This is a genomic window from Kribbella sp. NPDC004138 (assembly GCF_053603655.1).
This window is the reverse complement of record NZ_JBSGFZ010000019.1, coordinates 105826-120892: the sequence shown is the minus strand read 5'-3', so window position 1 is coordinate 120892 and position 15067 is coordinate 105826. Positions and strand designations below refer to the sequence as shown.

The following is a 15067-nucleotide window of genomic DNA, read 5'->3' as shown; positions in this document are numbered from 1 at the left end:
AATACGTCTATTTTAGAAGGAGTCGATCATGAGCACTGAGGGGCGCACAGCCCGCACCACTGGCCGTGAGTCGCTGTCGGATCCGGCGTACCAAGCCTTCCTGGCCCTGCGAACCGTCTTCACGGTGGCGCCGATCGTCTTCGGCCTGGACAAGTTCGCCAACCTGCTGACCGACTGGCCGAACTACCTGGCCCCCTGGATCAACGACATCGTCCCCGGCTCCGGCCAGGACGCGATGTACCTCGTCGGGGTGATCGAGATCGTCGCCGGCATCGCCGTCGCCGTCATCCCGCGCTACGGCGCCCTGCTCGTCGCGGCCTGGCTCGCGGGCATCATCCTCAACCTGCTGACCCTCTCAGGCTTCTACGACGTCGCCCTGCGAGACTTCGGCCTCCTGGTCGCCGCCGTCGCCCTGGCCCGTCTCGCCACTCGCTACGCGCCGGCCCGGCACGGTTCTTCGTCCACGACGAACTCCGGTACGTCGAGCACGAGGTAGACCCGGTCGACCGCGTCGGTGCGTCTTCTGCAGAAGTGCTGCCAGGACGGCTGCTTGGCTGTGCTCCGTGTCCTTGGTTGCGGTCAGCAACGTCACGCTCGACTTCGCGGCCAGGGCACGGGAACCGACGACGACCAGGCCGGCCGCGTCGGATGCGTCGATCAACGCCTGCGCGGGATGGCCGTGCACGACCTTCATCTCCAGATCGACGCGGGGATCGAGGACTCGCTTGCTTTCCATCGCCGCGGCGAACAGTTGCTCCTCGACCTGTTCGACGACGTGTGGCGGGACGCGCAGCGAGGACTGCTGCCGGGTCGGCGGTACGGCGTGGACGGTCAGGAGACCGACGCGCCGTCGTACTGCCTCGTGGTACGCGAACCGGATCGCCGCGGCGGAGACATCGGAGCCGTCGACGCCGACCACGATCCGGCCGGTCCCAAACGCCGGGAACGCCGTACCGTCGCGATGCGGACGGACGACGACGACCGGGCATCGGGCGTGCGCGGCCACGGCGGTGCTCACCGAGCCGACCAGCAAACCGCGGAAGCCGCCGATCCCGCGGCTGCCCAGAACCAGCAGTTCCGCGTCGTGTGCCTGGCTCAACAGTGTCGGCGCGGCTCCGGCGACGAACAGCTCACGAGTGATCTTGATGTCGGGTGCCAGGTAGCGCGCGGAGGACTCTGACTCGGCCAGGACCCAGTCGGCCACCGATCGGAGGTCGACGGTCAGATCCCTGATCGGGATCATGTCGGGTGCGCTGCTGAGGAGCGGCACAGTGAAGGTGTGGATGATGCGTAGCGGGCAGCGCCGGGCGGACGCCGTCATGGCGGCCCAGGCCAATGCGCCCTGTGCGGAGACCGAGCCGTCGACACCGACCACGACGGCGCGGCCGCGGGTGTGAGCAACAGTTGTCATCGTCATGTTCGCCGCTCCGCTCCGGTTCTGGATGTCCTGCGGTCTCGAATGTGCCGTTTCCGCGGCGCGACGGGTACGGCCGTGATCGGCGAACCTGTGACCAGCCTTATGGCCGACGTCCGGCAACGATGCTCTACTGGACGGCACCGCGCCCCGGCAACGGTTCCGCCGGGGGAAGGGAGCGAGATGAGCGGTTCCGGTGGAGTGCGATGGCCGGGGTCCGGCGCGGACAACAGCGCGGACGAGGCCTGGCTGACGGCGATCGCGGAGGCGGCCGCGGGCGACTCGCAGGCACCGCTGGAGCTGCTGGTCGAGTACCTCACGCTGCTCGCCGACGCCGCCATCTCCGGGCGGCGGCCGCGCGACCACGAGCTGGCGATCGTACGTGAACTCGGCCGGCGCGCCGCCGAACAGGGCATTCCGGCCGGGCGGGTCGTCGACCTGTACCTCTCGGCGGCCTGGCGGATGTGGCGCGACCTGCCCGACGTCGTGCCGTACCGCGACCGCGACACGGTGCGAGCCTCGGCCCAGACCGTATTGCGTGTCGTCGGTGAGGCGATCGCGGTCCTCGTCGACAGCTACCAGGTCGCGACCCAGCACCTGATCCGGCAGGAGGAGGCGCTGCGCCGCGAACTTGTCGACGACCTGCTGCGCGGCGACGCCGACGTATCCCGGATCGTCGAGCGTGCCGAGCCGTTCGGGCTCGATCTCGGCCGGCCCCACCAGGTGGTGCTCGCCGTTCCCGCAGACGGCCTGGCCGAGGGCGACACCGCGACCGCCATGCTCGAGCGTTTCATCCTCGACCGCTTCGGCGACCGCGAAGTCCTGGTCGCGACCAAGGACGGCCTTCTGGTCGTGCTCATTCCCGCGACGACCGCGACCACCGCGACCACGGCGATGACTGCCCCGCGGACCGGTACCAAGGGCGTCGGGGCGCCGATCCACGACGCGCTGGTCCGGCACCGGGCAGGGCGGGCGTGGCGGGTTGCGACCGGTCGCGCCTATCCAGGCGCCTATGGCATCGCCCGCTCGTACGAGGAGGCTCGTGAGGCGCTGACCCTCAGCGAACGGCTGCAGCTCGACGTGCCTGTGGTGGACGCGCGTGACATGCTCGTGTACCGGGTGCTGGTCCGTGACCAGGCAGCGATCGTCGATCTCATCAACGCCGTACTCGTCCCGCTGACCCGCGCGCGAGGAGGCGCTGAACCGTTGCTGCAGACCCTCGAGACCTACTTCGCGACCGGCGAAGTGGCCACCGAGGCTGCCCGGCGCCTCAACGTGTCGGTCCGCACCGTCACTTATCGGCTGGCCAAGGTCAGGGAGCTCACCGGCCAGGACCCAGGTGATCCGGCGCAGCGGTTCACCCTGCACATCGCCGTACTAGGCGCCCGGCTTCTCGATTGGCCCGCGAGCGACCTTCCTTCGAACGCCCCGCGCACATAGAACTCGATGCGGATCCGGTTGCCGGGCGTCGGCGACCTAGGCGGCTCCAGGTTCGCCGGTCGCTGCCGTACAGATTCCGGCCGGGGAGCGGCAGAGTCGTAGCTGCACGATCAGCTCGAATGCGGTCAGGAGGTCTCCTTGTGAACTTGTCATCCGCCGTCCTGCAGCAGGCCGTGGTCGAGGCGGGAAGGGTGAGTCCGCGATGAGGATCTACCGTGCCGGTTGGCTGGTCGTGTGCGGCAGCATCGGCGTACTCGGTCTGATCGTGGCGTTCACCTGGTCGCTGGCCGTGATCATGACGATCTTCGTGTGCGCGGTCCTCAGCGGTTGGGCCGTCGCGTTGGTTGCCCTGAACCCTGAAGACGGCACACGGCTTCCCCGAAACCTCCGGCGAATCGTTGCCCGCAGCGCCATCCTCACGGGTGCCGGAGTCGTCGCATTCATCGGTCTGGGTACTTTGCTCGGAGCTCCGGCCGCGGTGCTCCTGGTGGCGACAACGGCGGGCGGATCGCCGTACGTCACCACGCGCTGTGTTCACTGGCTCCGCGAGCATGGTCATCTTTCTGAATCCGCAGCGCTTCCTCCGCTACCGGATTCCGCTCAGCATCCTCGCGAGCCCGCCCCGCTGCGGATCACACCGGTCGATGCCGAGTGGCGGTTGGAACCCGCGGAGCTGGCGTCCCTCAGCAACGAGGCGCTCTGCCTGGCCTGGCGAGCCAGCTACTCGGCACTCCAGCGTGCCGAGTCACCGGCGCAACGACTGAGGGTCATCGAGGAGCGACGGGGCTATCTGGACGAGATCGAGCGCCGCAACGCTCCGGGGATGGCAGCCTGGTTTGCATCGGGCCCCAGGGCCGCGGGGGATCCCAGCAGGTTCGTTCTCGGGGGCAGCGCCACCAGCAGCGCCCGCATCGACTGGAACGATCTCCTCCACGACACAGACCAGTGAATCTGCTCCTGGCCAACGGAGCGGTCACAAGAGCCCGGGTCAGCGCGCATCGCGCCCTGGAGTCACGGTTCGAGGAGGCCGGCCCGGATGGCGTAGCGGGTGAGGTCGAGGCGGTCGCGGAGGCCGAGTTTCTGGAGCATGTTCGAGCGGTGGCGCTCGACGGTCTTGATGCTGATCGTCAGGATCTCGGCGATCTCCTTCGATGAGTTGCCCTCGGCCACCAGTTTGAGAACCTCCTCCTCGCGGGCGGTGAGGATCTGGGCGGGCAGATCGATGCCTTGCCGGACGCGGTCCAGGTAGCTGCGGACGAGTCTGGTGACAGCGCCCGCGTACAGGAACGGTTCGCCGCGCATCGCGGCGCGGCATGCCTCGATGAGATCACGGTCCAGGACGGACTTGAGTACATAGCCCGACGCTCCGGCCTTGAGAGCCTGGAAGAAGTACTGCTCGTTGTCGTACATCGTCAGCATCAGCACGCGCACGTCCGGCCGAACCGCCGCGAGTTCCCTGGCTGCTTGCAGCCCGGTCATGCGAGGCATCGCGATGTCGAGGATCGCCAGATCGATCGGCTGACTGCGGGCCACCGCGACCGCCTCGTGTCCGTCGGAGACCTCCGCCACGACCTTCAGATCGGGCTCGGCGTCCAGGATCAGGCGTACACCGCGGCGTACCAGCGCGTGGTCGTCGGCCAGCAGGATCCGTGTCGGTTCCGGTGTCACGCTGCGCCTCCAGGCCTGGGCACCGTCAGTGTGACCTCGGTGCCTCCTGACTGTCCGCCGGCGATCACGAGGTTCGCGCCGATGAGCAGCGCCCGCTCACGCATCCCGCGTATTCCGGCGCCCTCGTGCGCGAAGCCGATTCCACGGCCGTCGTCCTTGATCCGCAGTACGACGTGACCGTCGCGCGTGTCCAAGGTCAGAGCGACCGTGGACGCGGCGGCGTGCCGGGCGACGTTGGTGAGACCTTCCTGCGTGACGCGATAGAGCACGAGCTCCGTCTGGTCGTCCATCGCCGGCAGGTTGTTGCCGAAGTGGTGCGTGATCCGCAGGCCGGTGTGGTCGGAGATCTCTGTCGCCAAAGCCGTCAGCGCACTGACCAGGCCGAGATCGTCCAAAACGCCGGGCCGCAGCCGGCGCGCCAGGCGACGTACCTCGTCGAGGCTTTCACGGGTGGTTTCCTGTGCCTGGGTGAGCTCGTCCCGCAGGGCTTGGTCGTCCGCAAGATCAGCAGCCCGCTTCAGGTCGAGGAGCACGGCGGTCATGCTCTGCCCGACTTCGTCGTGCAGTTCGCGGGCCACCCTTCGGCGCTCGGACTCCTGGGCGGACAACGCCCGCGCGGCACTCGTCGCCCGTTCGGCCTCCAGACGATCGAGCATGGCGTTGAAGGCGCGAAGGAGGTTGGCGACCCCGCCATGGCCGTGGACCGCCAACCGGTCCTCCGGACGCAGCAGGTCGACCGTCGACATCTGACGGCTCAGACGCACGAGCGGCGCGAGGCCGATGCGCAGCAGGGCCGCATTCGCGACGAGCATCACGACCAGTCCGCCGATCAGGACGACGGCTTCGGTGAAGAGCACCGGGACCGACACGGTCACGGGAGCCCACAGCAGCAACGCCGTAGCCGCCCCGAGAACCACGGCATTGAGGGCGAAGATCCGCCAGAACAACGACATCGCCGGCATCCCTTCCTCGAGTGCGACACCGTCCATTGTCCCGGGTGTCGCCGATCGGTGCGCCGAGTACGTCTCGTCGAAGGTGCGATGTACCGCCGTCCTGCCCACCTCTCCAGCATGGGCGGCGTATCCGGACGTGTCCATCGGGACTGACCCCCATGTGTGCGCGGTCCGCGAAAGATGGGTGCTGGTCCCGATTGGCCGGCGACGTTCCACGGGCGACTCTGGGGCCATGACGACACACCGGATCACCACCCGGGCGGAGGATGCCGACGAGCGTCGGATGCACGAGCCTCTGCGCCGGTTGCAGCGGGAGCGCAACACCCGGCTGGCACAGCTCACGGCCATGGAGGCCGACCGGCCGAACGCCAACGAGGAACTGATGACGGCGCAGACGAAGGCGATCCGCCTGGTCCTCGGCGAGATCGACGCCGCGGTGGAGCGTGCCAAGAACGGCTCGTACGGAGACTGTCAGGACTGCAAGGTCCGGATCCCGGTCGAACGACTCGAGATCCTGCCGTACGTGCGGTACTGCGTGCGCTGCCAGCAGCTCGCCCTCGATGCGGGCAGCTGAGAGGAAACGAGCGCAATGGCGGGACGAGTCGCATCAGTTGTCAACGCCGGAATTGCCGGACGTGACCTTGCGGTGCTGCGGTCGAGCCTGCTCGAACAGCGTGCGTTTCGCCGCGAGCAGTTGCGGCGGATCCGCCAGGCGCCGCCTCCCGGAAGTCCGGCGCGACTCCGCTCCGCATTGGTCGAGGTGCAGGATTGCCTTGCCGCGGGAGCGAGGATCGTTCTGGCTGATGTCGAGGCGGCACTCGCCCGGATGGAGACCGGGCACTACGGACGGTGCTGCCACTGCCGCGAAGCCGTTGGCCTCGCGCGTTTGCGCATCTGCCCGCAGACGTTGTACTGCGCAGAATGCCACCGCCTGCGGGAACAGGGATGATGCGAGCCGAGCGGACGACGAGCATGATGCGACGCCGAGGCTCGGGGTCGGGCGGACCACCGCTCTACGGCGTCGCGGTGGACCTCGGCAGCGCCCGCGTGAAGCTGTGGGCCCCGGACCGGCGCGGCCCGGTCGAGGTGCGGACGGCCGAGGGCGACCGGACCGTGCTCGTACGTCGTGGCGCGATCGTCGACGTGGCGGCGATCGCGTCCTTGCTCGACGGCTTGGTCCCGGTCCGCGCCCACCGGGACTCCGTCGTCATGGTGACGACACCGGTCGGTAGCGGCGACGCCCATCGCCGCGATCTGCTCGAGATCCTCGGTCCGCGGCGCTTGCTGACCATCGATGGTGTGAAAGCGGCCGCGCTCGGCGCACGAGCCGATCTCACCAGGGCGCTGCTGGTCGTCGACATGGGAGCACAGCTGACGGAGGTGGCTCTCATCGAGGCGGGCCAGGTCAGCCGGGGACACCGTACGGCGTTGGGGCTCGACGATCTGGGATCCGGCGTGTCACCCGCGGATCTGGTCCGGGCGATCGCGACCGCGACGATCCCGATGCTCGACGACGACTGCGGACCACAGGTGGTCGACGCCCTCGACCGCGGGATCCTGCTCACCGGCGGCGGCGCCCTTCGTCCCGAGCTCATCTACAAACTCGCACAACAGCTCGGCGCGAAGGTCAGACCCGCACCGGCGCCGATCACCGCCGCCGTCCGCGGCGCCGTCCTCGCGCTGCAAGCGACCTGCCGTCACCCCGGCTCGATGAACCGGTGAGACGACCCCGGTCCAGGCGAACGCGAACAGGACCTCAGGCGGGTCGGAACGGGACCTAAGGTCCTGGGGACGGGGTGGTGGACCGACCTAGCCTCAACGGTATGTGCGAACACTGTGGCTGCCGTGAGATCGAACCGATCGCCCGATTGATGGACGAGCACATGGAGATGCTGGAGCTGTCGGGGCAGATCAGGCGCTCGCTGCTGGCCGGCGACCGGACGACCGCAGAGGGGGCGCTCGCCGTGCTCGGTGCGCGGCTCGTCCCGCATGCGCGGCGCGAGGAGCGTGGTGTGTTCGCGGCGCTCGAGGAGCAGGGCGACTTCGCCGACGAGGTACGACGGCTCGAGGCCGACGACCGCGCCTTCGACGAGATCTTCGACCAACTCGACGCCGCCGCGCCGGACTTCGAGCAGCGCGTCAAAGCTCTGCTCGCCGACCTCTCGCTGCACATCGACCGCGAGAACCTCGGGATCTTCCCGGTCAGCGTCGTCACGCTCGGCGCGGAGGGCTGGGAGACAGTCGAGCGCGCCCACGCCGAGAACGACGAAACACCGACGCCGGCGCACTGAAACCGGGTCGAGCGGCCTCGGCCCGGTTTCGGTGTCTACCGCGGCTGGTCAGTGGGCTTGAATGCGAGACGCCACACATCGGGGCCCTGGGCGACGTACTCCACCGAGAATCTCCCGGGCGCGCGCTGTTCGAGTTGGGCGAGCAGCGGCAGCGGGTCGTGTGACGCGGTCAGGACGAGGCAACTTCCGGGGCGGAGGGCGTCGAGGGCGCCGAAGATCGCCCCGTGCCGAACGGCGTGCGGAATGGCGCTGCTGTCGAGCTCCAGAACTGGACCGTCCCCGTCACCGCAGGCGCAAGCGTGGTTGCTCTCGTCTGCCGGTGCGTTGGGGCCCGGGTGCGAATGAGCCTCCTCGCCGATCAGTTCGTGCATCCCCGCGAGCAGCTGCGCGACCGACACGTCCGGAGCCGCCAGCAGGATCGGGAGGACTTGCTCGTTCTCCTTGGCCAGGTGCGCACCGAACAACACGCTGAGCGCACGGGCCAGTTCGGCGGCTCTGAGGGCGTCTGTGGTGGTGGCCAAGGTATCGACCAGGCCGACGATCACCTGGTGCTCGGCCACCATCGCTTCGACGAGAAGACGCAGGTCTTCGCGTTGGGCTGCCTCGGCGTACAGGGTTCGTTCCTCGGCCAGCGCATGCGGCACCAGCTCGGTGCGGCACCACTCGACCAGGCCGGCGCGAGCCGAGTCGGCAGCCTGCCACCGGCGGCCGGCCGCGGCTGCGGACAGCGCCTCCACCTGTCGCACGAGCGCGCCGGCCAACTCGGAGTGATGCCGCTCGACGGCTTCGGCGGCGTGCACCTCTGCCTCGCTCGACGCGATGGTCACGTCGTTCATGTTCGACCTCCTCAAGCCCCACTGACTATCGAATTTATACTATAGTTAGCTCCGTGGAAAATAGGCAGCCTTCTGATTCCGAGTGGGGCCCGCGCAGCGCCGCGCGGTCGCCCCGGCGGGTGTCGCCGGCGCGGGCCGCCGTGCTCGACCTGCTGAAGGGTCAGACCGAACCGCTCAGCCAGGCGGCGCTGGTCGAGGTGAGCGGACTGCACGCAAACACCGTTCGGGAGCACCTCGACGGCCTGCGCAGGCGAGGCCTGGTCCGTCGGCTGCGCGCGGAATCGTCGGGCCGCGGGCGACCGGCGTGGCTGTACGAGGCGACCGACAACGAGTCCACGGCTTCGGAGTACGGCGGATTGGCCGCAGCGCTCGCGGCAGCCATCGCCCGTACCAGCGAACGGCCCGCAGAGATCGCGGCGGCGGCAGGCGAGGAGTGGGGCCACGAGTTGGCCAGGGATCGTGGTGCCGCGCCGGCTGTGCCGACGACAGCGCGCCGGCATGTGATCGGCCTGCTGGACGAGCTCGGTTTCGAGCCCGAAGGCGGCGGCGCCCCGGACCAGGTTCGGCTCACCGAATGCCCGCTGCTCGAGGCCGCCCACCGTTATCCCGAGGTGGTGTGCGCGGTGCACCTGGGCATCGTGCGCGGCGCCCTCGAGGAGTACGGCGCCGATCCCACCGGCGCCCGGCTGGTGCCGTTCGCCGAGCCCGGTGCGTGCAGGCTCGTGGTACCGCCAGTCGAGGGCCCGGGCGCATGAACCGGCGCTCCGGCCGCGGGTTCTGGCCGTTGCGCGACCTTCCCGTGGTCTTCTGGCTGTTCGCCACGGTGGTCGTTGCGTTGCTGCATCCGATGGTGCCGGCGCCGCGGTGGCTGCTCATCCACCTGGTGCTGCTCGGCGCGGTCAGCCACTCGATCCTCGTGTGGAGTCGTCATTTCGCCGACGCGTTGCTGCGCGCGCCGACCGGACCGGTCGAGCGCCGAGAGCAGAGCCTGAGGCTGTTGCTCTTGAATGTCGGTGTTCTCTGCGTCGTCACGGGGGTCGTGGCCGACCACTGGTTCGTCACGGTGGCCGGGGCCGCCGCCGTGATCGTGGCCGTCGGATGGCACGGAACGCGCCTGGTGATGCAGTTGCGTACGGCGCTGCCGGGGCGGTTCGCGGTGACGGTTCGGTACTACGTCGCGGCCGCGGCGTTGCTGCCTGTCGGCGTCACGATCGGTGTCGTGCTGGCGAGAGTGCAGGCCGATCCGTGGCACGGGCGATTGCTGGTCGCGCATGCGTCGATCAACCTGTTGGGCTGGATCGGGCTGACTGCCCTCGGCACGCTGGTGACGTTGTGGCCGACGATCTTGCGGACGAGGATCGCGTCAGGCGCCGAGAGCTCCGCGCGTCGCGCACTCCCGATGCTGTTGGTCGCTGTGCTGTCGGCGGCTGCTGGTGCATTGATCGATGCGCGGCTGCTCACGATCGCCGGTTATCTGCTGTACCTCGCAGGCGTGGGCCTGCTGGCGAGAGCATTCGTGACGGCGGCTCGCTCGCGTCCACCGCGAGACTTCTCGGCGTACTCCGTGGTCGCGGCGCTCGTCTGGTTCGTCGGTTGCCTGGCGGCCCTCGTTGTCGCGTTGAGTACGGCGAGCACCTGGAGCCAGGTCGACGCGCGCTTCACCTGGTTCACGCCGTTGTTCGCGGCCGGGTTCGGCGCACAGCTGCTGATCGGGGCCCTCGCGTACTTGATTCCGGTGGCCCTGGGCGGTGGTCCGAGCGCGGTTCGGGCGGCGAGCGTGATGCTCGATCGCGCGGGTGGACTGCGGGCGGTCGCGGCGAACGGTGCTCTTGTCGTCTGTGCGTTCCCGGTTCCGGCAGCTGTCCGGGTGATGTGTGCCGGTGTCGTGCTGGCGGCCTTCGCGTCGTTTCTTCCGCTGCTCGTGCTCGCCATCCGGGCCTCCCGCAGGGTCAAGCGTGGCGGCGCGGGACCGAGACCGGTGCCAGATCGTCCGAACCGCCTGCGACGGGCAAGCGTCATGGGATTGGCCGTCGTGATGACTGCCGTGGCTGCCGGAGTGATCGTCGGCCAGGTCGACGCCGGCGCGTTTCGTGGGGAATCGGCGGCGGCCGGTGTGGCAGCTACCGGCCGGACCACGGTCGCCAAGGTCACGGCGTCCGACATGCGATTCCATCCGGCCACCATCAGTGTTCCGGCAGGCGACCGTCTCGTCATCGAACTCACCAACGCCGACACCGAGGACGTCCACGACCTTGTCCTCGACAACGGCCAGGACAGCGGGCGACTTCGGCCGGGAGCCTCCGCGCGCATGGACGTCGGCACAGTCGGTCGTGACGTCGCCGGCTGGTGCTCGGTGATCGGCCACCGGCAGATGGGTATGACGCTGTCGATCGTCGCCGTTGGCGGCGAATCTGCGGCGGCGTCCGGTGACGCTACTGCCCATCACCACTCCGCCGTCGATCTCGCCAAGTCGCCCGCTGCCGGGTTCACTGCCTACGACCCACACCTTCCTGCACTCGAGCCGGGCCGCGTCCACCGCCGTACCTTGCACATCCGCGAGGTTGAACGTGAGGTCGCGCCGGGCGTGACGCAGAAGCTCTGGACGTACGACGGTTCGGTGCCAGGACCGACCCTGCACGGCCGGGTCGGAGACCAGTTCGAGATCACCATGGTCAACGAGTCCGAGATGGGTCACTCGATCGACTTCCACGCCGGATCGCGCGCTCCTGACCAGGTGATGCGGACCATTCCACCCGGGGGCCGCCTGGTCTACCGATTCACCGCCACCCGCGCGGGTATCTGGATGTACCACTGCTCCACGATGCCGATGTCCGCCCACATCGCCAACGGGCTGTTCGGCGCGGTCGTCATCGACCCGCCAGATCTCGCGCCGGTCGACCAGAGCTACGTGCTGCTGCAATCCGAGCTCTATCTCGGCGCCGACGGCGGTGAGGTCGACACGGACAAACTCCTGGCCGAACGTCCCGACCTCGTGGTCTTCAACGGATATGCCAACCAGTACGACCAGCAGCCGCTTCGGGCGCGGGTAGGTGAACGTGTCCGGGTGTGGGTGCTCGACGCCGGTCCCAATCGCACCACCGCGTTCCACGTGGTCGGCAGCCAATTCGACACCACGTACCTCGAGGGTGCCTGGACCCTGCGCAACACCGCGACGGGCGGCAGCCAGTCGCTTGCGCTGGCCCCCAGCCAGGGCGGTTTCGTCGAACTGACCTTCACCGAACCGGGCCGCTATCCCTTCGTCTCCCACCAGATGATCGACGCCGAACGCGGCGCCCACGGCACCTTCGCCGTCACCCGCTGAGCGAGAGAAGATGATCGGATCGTTTCCTGCGGAGGGGGTCGTCGTAGAGATGAGTGAGCGCGTGATCCGGATCGAGCCGTACGATCCTGCTTGGCGAGAACGCTTCGGTGAGCTTGGGGTGCCCGGGAAACGGCGAGCGGACGAAACGGTACTTCCGGGAATCACCGGGCCAGCGGCGTACGCACATTCATGTCCGCAAAGCCGGCAGCTTCTCCGAGCAGTTCCCGTTGTTGCTGCGGGACTACTTGCGCGAGCATCCTGAAGAGCTCACCCAGTACGAGCAACTGAAACGCGGGCTGGCCGAAAGGTATGGAGGCGACCGTGCCGGCTACGCCGACGCGAAGGTGCCCTGGTTCTGGCAGACGATTCGGCGCGCGGACGCCTGGGCCCAGCGAACTGGCTGGGAGGTCGGCCCGAGCGACGCCTGAGCGTACCTACTGAGCTGTGCCTCGGCGGGACGAGCTGACCGCGACGATGCCGAAGGTCATTGCGGCGAGGCCCAGCACGCCGATGACCGCGGCGACGATCAGGAACCCTCTCAGCATCGCGCTGAACGCCTCGCCGTCGCCACCGCCCCCGAGGAGAAACAGGCCGAACGGGAGCACCAGGACGAGCAGCGCCAAGCCCAGCAGAACCACCCCAGCGACCACCCCCGCGACACCGCCCCGCCGACGCGCCTCGGACGCTCCTGATTGTTGCCTCGGGCCAACGTTCCACGCACTCATGGACCCTGACAATAGCCGAACCCATTGGAGCGGGCAGCCGGGTCTGCTGCGGGCTCGGGGCCGGTTTGGGCGGTTGATGGGTGTTGCGCCGCTGACCGAGCAGGGGATGGCTTGGTACCGGGGTGCGTTGGCGGAGATCGCGGTTGGGCCGGCCAGCGGGTCTGGGTCATGGATCGCCATGTCATGGTTGCCGGGCACCGCTGTGATCACGTCCGGAACAGCGAGTTCGAGGCGAGCCGGGTGGCCGAGCTGCTCGGCGAGATTCTCGGGTGGCCGCCGGTCCGAGGGGTTGTCGCGGTGCTGGATCCGGAACGGTTGGTCGTCAAGCAACGGCCTCCGGGCGTTGAGGTGCTGGAGGCTCGGAAGCTGGTGCGCTGGCTGAAGAAGCGGAAGGAGTTCCTCGATCCGGGGCAGGTGGCGCAGATCGAGTCGATCATCAGACTCCGAACGACCTGGCAACAGGGGCCGGAAACCCTGATGGACCTGGATTGGCGCGAGGAGTTCGAGCAACTCCGGCGCACGGTGACTCACGCCAGACGACGACGGATGGCTTGGGTGATCGGCGGGCTGTGCGTGCTTGTCGTCGGGGCATTGCTGATGTTGGTGTGAACGGAGGATCCGTTCGCTGTAATTGTGTGGACAGTGGACTAGACGAGTGCGATGGTGGCGAGAGTTGTCGCGCCGGCGGGTTCTTTGTTGTGGCTGGGGTCTTCTGTGCTGAGCGAAAGGAGTTTCTGCGATGAGTTGTTCCAGGCAACAAGCTTCCGTTTCCATCGCTCAGCGCGCGTTCGAAGGACGCGCCGGATTCACAGGAGTTGGTACCTACGTTCACCCCAGTCGGGCGGGTTGTCGGAGTCGCGGCCGGTACGGCGCTGCTGACGACCGCTTGTGCATCGTCGTCTGACAACGAACCGCACACCTACACCAGCGGTGACCAGCGCCGCTATGCCGCGAGTCCTGATCCGTTTCCGGGACGAGCTGTCGGTGTGCCTGACACCGTCGTTCACATTCCTGCGGAAGAGACCGTTCTGACGATCCGGTCGGGGGCCGGAGACAGCCGGGCCCCGGTCGCTCTCCCCGCAGCTCCGGAGCTCGTGCTGTACGCGCGGTGCAGCGGAGGTCGAGTCGGGCTCAAAGGAGAGTTCGGCGCGGACGTACAGATTCCTTGCGGGCTGGTGCAGATCCGCCAGCAGGTCGTGGGCGGTGACCTGATCAGCGTGGTCGGTGATCCGTCGGCGCGCTGGACCTTCGTGGTGACGCGCCGGCACGGATGACCGAGGGCTCAGCGGACGGCCAGTTTCGTCAGGGTGCTGATGTGGGCTTCTACCGCGGGTGTCAGCTGGGTCAGGGCGAATGTGGTCGGCCACATGGTGTCCTGGTCGAGGTTGGCCTGGTCGCTGAAGCCGAGGGTCGCGTAGCGGGCCTTGAACTTCTCGGCGCTCTGGAAGTAGCAGACGATCTTGCCGTCGAGCGCGTACGCGGGCATCCCGTACCAGAGCTTCGGCGCGAGGGCCGGAGCGCTGGACGTGATGACGGCGTGGACGCGTTCGGCGAGGAAGCGATCCGAGTCCTGCATCTCGGCGATCTTCGCGAGGACGTCCCGGACCGCTTCGGCGGCCTTGTCCGCGCGGGAGCTGCGGCGTGCCGCGCTCTTCTGCTCCCGGGCGTGATCCTTCATCGCGGCCCGCTCTTCGGCCGTGAATCCCTCGTACTTACCGGTGGTGACGCTGCTCATGGCGGAGTTCTCCTTCGTGGCTGCTGTGCGGGTCAGGCGGTCGCGGTTTCCCAGACGAACTGGTCGGGGTCGGTGAGGGGACCGGCCGCACCGCTGAGCACGATGCGGTGCGATCCGGTGCCCTCCTGGGCGAGGCCGGCGTCCTTGGCGAGCGCGCGCCGCGGGTAGAGCGCGAGCGTGACGGCCGACGACGGGGTGTCGAACTCGACGTACTTCCCGCCGAAGCTCTTCGCCACCGCCAGGCCCTTGCCGACGTAGAATCGCTTGCTGGCCTTGACGTCGGCCACGCCGAGCAGGAGTGCGACCTGGTCGATGGTGCGGGAGGCCGGGGCGGTGTCCTTCTTCTGCGAGGTCGCGACCTTGATGACGGTGCCGTCCGGGGCCTGGATGATGCCGCCGTACCCCCAGAAGCTCTTCGTGGCCGGCTTCAGGACCGTCGCGCCGGCGCCGACGGCGGCGTCGATGATCGCGTCGACGTTGCCCGGCTGGGACGCCACAGGCGACAGAGCGAAACCGCGGAAGCCGGTGGTCGGCGCGTCCGTGCCCCGGACGCTCACGTAGCTGTCCAGGCCGGCGGCCCGGTAGAAGGCCTCGGCGGCGGTCGGGTCGGACACTTCCAGGATGACGGAGTCGAAGGTGGTCATGGCAGATCCTTTGTGATCGAGAAACGGGATGAGTTGTCG

18 protein-coding genes and 1 pseudogene are annotated in these 15067 nt (G+C 68.4%); 11 read left to right on the top strand and 8 right to left on the bottom strand.

All coding sequences use genetic code 11. The annotated features are described in order from the left end of the window. Positions 1–28 precede the first annotated feature (28 nt). A complete protein-coding gene (locus ACWEOO_RS26050; protein WP_452145236.1) occupies positions 29–496 on the top strand; it encodes a hypothetical protein in 468 nt (155 codons plus the stop codon). 120 nt (positions 497–616) lie between these two features. Here ACWEOO_RS26050 and ACWEOO_RS26045 read toward each other — a convergent pair. Continuing rightward, positions 617–1411, bottom strand: a pseudogene (locus tag ACWEOO_RS26045) (universal stress protein); the annotation flags it as partial. Between the two features lie 186 nt (positions 1412–1597). Here ACWEOO_RS26045 and ACWEOO_RS26040 point away from each other — a divergent pair. Beyond that, positions 1598–2854 (top strand): PucR family transcriptional regulator, encoded by a 1257-nt coding sequence (locus ACWEOO_RS26040; RefSeq protein ID WP_452145235.1) that lies wholly within the window; start codon positions 1598–1600, stop codon positions 2852–2854. Positions 2855–3056: 202 nt separating this feature from the next. Next, positions 3057–3803 (top strand): hypothetical protein, encoded by a 747-nt coding sequence (locus ACWEOO_RS26035; RefSeq protein ID WP_452145234.1) that lies wholly within the window; start codon positions 3057–3059, stop codon positions 3801–3803. A 62-nt stretch (positions 3804–3865) separates the two neighbouring features. Here ACWEOO_RS26035 and ACWEOO_RS26030 read toward each other — a convergent pair whose 3' ends face one another. Together ACWEOO_RS26030 and ACWEOO_RS26025 are read right to left on the bottom strand one after the other, a co-directional pair. After that, a complete protein-coding gene (locus tag ACWEOO_RS26030) occupies positions 3866–4522 on the bottom strand; it encodes a response regulator transcription factor (RefSeq protein ID WP_359922900.1) in 657 nt (218 codons plus the stop codon). Further along, positions 4519–5583 carry a HAMP domain-containing sensor histidine kinase gene (locus tag ACWEOO_RS26025; RefSeq protein WP_452145233.1) on the bottom strand — a complete coding sequence of 355 codons (1065 nt, stop codon included), beginning with the start codon at positions 5581–5583 and terminating at the stop codon, positions 4519–4521. The genes ACWEOO_RS26030 and ACWEOO_RS26025 overlap by 4 nt, the downstream gene beginning before the upstream one ends. A 124-nt stretch (positions 5584–5707) precedes the next feature. Here ACWEOO_RS26025 and ACWEOO_RS26020 point away from each other — a divergent pair, with 124 nt between their 5' ends. Beyond that, a complete protein-coding gene (locus ACWEOO_RS26020; protein WP_359922905.1) occupies positions 5708–6049 on the top strand; it encodes a TraR/DksA family transcriptional regulator in 342 nt (113 codons plus the stop codon). Between the two features lie 33 nt (positions 6050–6082). On the opposite strand, the gene ACWEOO_RS26015 is transcribed toward ACWEOO_RS26020, so the two are convergent. Next, positions 6083–6403: a hypothetical protein gene (locus tag ACWEOO_RS26015; RefSeq protein WP_452145232.1), complete on the bottom strand. Its 321-nt coding sequence runs from the start codon at positions 6401–6403 to the stop codon at positions 6083–6085. A gap of 44 nt (positions 6404–6447) precedes the next feature. Between ACWEOO_RS26015 and ACWEOO_RS26010 the strand changes: the two genes are divergently transcribed. Both ACWEOO_RS26010 and ACWEOO_RS26005 read left to right on the top strand, forming a co-directional pair. Beyond that, positions 6448–7197 carry a rod shape-determining protein gene (locus ACWEOO_RS26010; protein WP_452145231.1) on the top strand — a complete coding sequence of 250 codons (750 nt, stop codon included), beginning with the start codon at positions 6448–6450 and terminating at the stop codon, positions 7195–7197. A gap of 101 nt (positions 7198–7298) precedes the next feature. Next, positions 7299–7766 (top strand): hemerythrin domain-containing protein, encoded by a 468-nt coding sequence (locus tag ACWEOO_RS26005; protein ID WP_452145230.1) that lies wholly within the window; start codon positions 7299–7301, stop codon positions 7764–7766. Between the two features lie 35 nt (positions 7767–7801). Here ACWEOO_RS26005 and ACWEOO_RS26000 read toward each other — a convergent pair whose 3' ends face one another. Then, positions 7802–8602 (bottom strand): DUF2249 domain-containing protein, encoded by an 801-nt coding sequence (locus ACWEOO_RS26000; RefSeq protein ID WP_452145229.1) that lies wholly within the window; start codon positions 8600–8602, stop codon positions 7802–7804. Positions 8603–8655: 53 nt separating this feature from the next. On the opposite strand from ACWEOO_RS26000, the gene ACWEOO_RS25995 reads away from it, so the two are divergent. The 3 genes from ACWEOO_RS25995 (at position 8656) to ACWEOO_RS25985 (ending at position 12352) form a co-directional block, all read left to right on the top strand. Beyond that, positions 8656–9357 carry a helix-turn-helix transcriptional regulator gene (locus ACWEOO_RS25995; RefSeq protein ID WP_452145228.1) on the top strand — a complete coding sequence of 234 codons (702 nt, stop codon included), beginning with the start codon at positions 8656–8658 and terminating at the stop codon, positions 9355–9357. Beyond that, positions 9354–11924 carry a multicopper oxidase domain-containing protein gene (locus ACWEOO_RS25990; protein ID WP_452145227.1) on the top strand — a complete coding sequence of 857 codons (2571 nt, stop codon included), beginning with the start codon at positions 9354–9356 and terminating at the stop codon, positions 11922–11924. Before ACWEOO_RS25995 ends, ACWEOO_RS25990 begins: the two co-directional genes overlap by 4 nt. 107 nt (positions 11925–12031) lie before the next feature. Then, on the top strand, positions 12032–12352 hold the full coding sequence (locus ACWEOO_RS25985; protein WP_452145226.1) for a GrpB family protein: 321 nt from the start codon (positions 12032–12034) through the stop codon (positions 12350–12352). A 6-nt stretch (positions 12353–12358) separates the two neighbouring features. On the opposite strand, the gene ACWEOO_RS25980 is transcribed toward ACWEOO_RS25985, so the two are convergent. Continuing rightward, positions 12359–12562, bottom strand: coding sequence for a hypothetical protein (locus tag ACWEOO_RS25980; RefSeq protein WP_452145225.1), 204 nt, complete (start codon positions 12560–12562; stop codon positions 12359–12361). Positions 12563–12889: 327 nt separating this feature from the next. On the opposite strand from ACWEOO_RS25980, the gene ACWEOO_RS25975 reads away from it, so the two are divergent. Both ACWEOO_RS25975 and ACWEOO_RS25970 read left to right on the top strand, forming a co-directional pair. Continuing rightward, entirely contained in the window at positions 12890–13258 is a 369-nt protein-coding gene (locus ACWEOO_RS25975) for a hypothetical protein (RefSeq protein ID WP_452145224.1), read from the top strand. A 377-nt stretch (positions 13259–13635) separates the two neighbouring features. Next, on the top strand, positions 13636–13923 hold the full coding sequence (locus ACWEOO_RS25970; RefSeq protein WP_359922931.1) for a hypothetical protein: 288 nt from the start codon (positions 13636–13638) through the stop codon (positions 13921–13923). Between the two features lie 8 nt (positions 13924–13931). On the opposite strand, the gene ACWEOO_RS25965 is transcribed toward ACWEOO_RS25970, so the two are convergent. Further along, entirely contained in the window at positions 13932–14384 is a 453-nt protein-coding gene (locus ACWEOO_RS25965) for an iron chaperone (protein WP_452145223.1), read from the bottom strand. Positions 14385–14416: 32 nt separating this feature from the next. Next, positions 14417–15028 (bottom strand): glyoxalase, encoded by a 612-nt coding sequence (locus ACWEOO_RS25960; RefSeq protein ID WP_452145222.1) that lies wholly within the window; start codon positions 15026–15028, stop codon positions 14417–14419. Between the last annotated feature and the right edge of the window lie 39 nt (positions 15029–15067).

Bases quoted from the DNA above. Each gene is read 5' to 3' on its own strand.
- ACWEOO_RS26050 (WP_452145236.1), top strand. From the start codon at position 29: ATGAGCACTGAGGGGCGCACAGCCCGCACCACTGGCCGTGAGTCGCTG.
- ACWEOO_RS26040 (WP_452145235.1), top strand. From the start codon at position 1,598: ATGAGCGGTTCCGGTGGAGTGCGATGGCCGGGGTCCGGCGCGGACAAC.
- ACWEOO_RS26035 (WP_452145234.1), top strand. From the start codon at position 3,057: ATGAGGATCTACCGTGCCGGTTGGCTGGTCGTGTGCGGCAGCATCGGC.
- ACWEOO_RS26020 (WP_359922905.1), top strand. From the start codon at position 5,708: ATGACGACACACCGGATCACCACCCGGGCGGAGGATGCCGACGAGCGT.
- ACWEOO_RS26010 (WP_452145231.1), top strand. From the start codon at position 6,448: ATGATGCGACGCCGAGGCTCGGGGTCGGGCGGACCACCGCTCTACGGC.
- ACWEOO_RS26005 (WP_452145230.1), top strand. From the start codon at position 7,299: ATGTGCGAACACTGTGGCTGCCGTGAGATCGAACCGATCGCCCGATTG.
- ACWEOO_RS26000 (WP_452145229.1), bottom strand. From the start codon at position 8,602: ATGAACGACGTGACCATCGCGTCGAGCGAGGCAGAGGTGCACGCCGCC.
- ACWEOO_RS25990 (WP_452145227.1), top strand. From the start codon at position 9,354: ATGAACCGGCGCTCCGGCCGCGGGTTCTGGCCGTTGCGCGACCTTCCC.
- ACWEOO_RS25965 (WP_452145223.1), bottom strand. From the start codon at position 14,384: ATGAGCAGCGTCACCACCGGTAAGTACGAGGGATTCACGGCCGAAGAG.
- ACWEOO_RS25960 (WP_452145222.1), bottom strand. From the start codon at position 15,028: ATGACCACCTTCGACTCCGTCATCCTGGAAGTGTCCGACCCGACCGCC.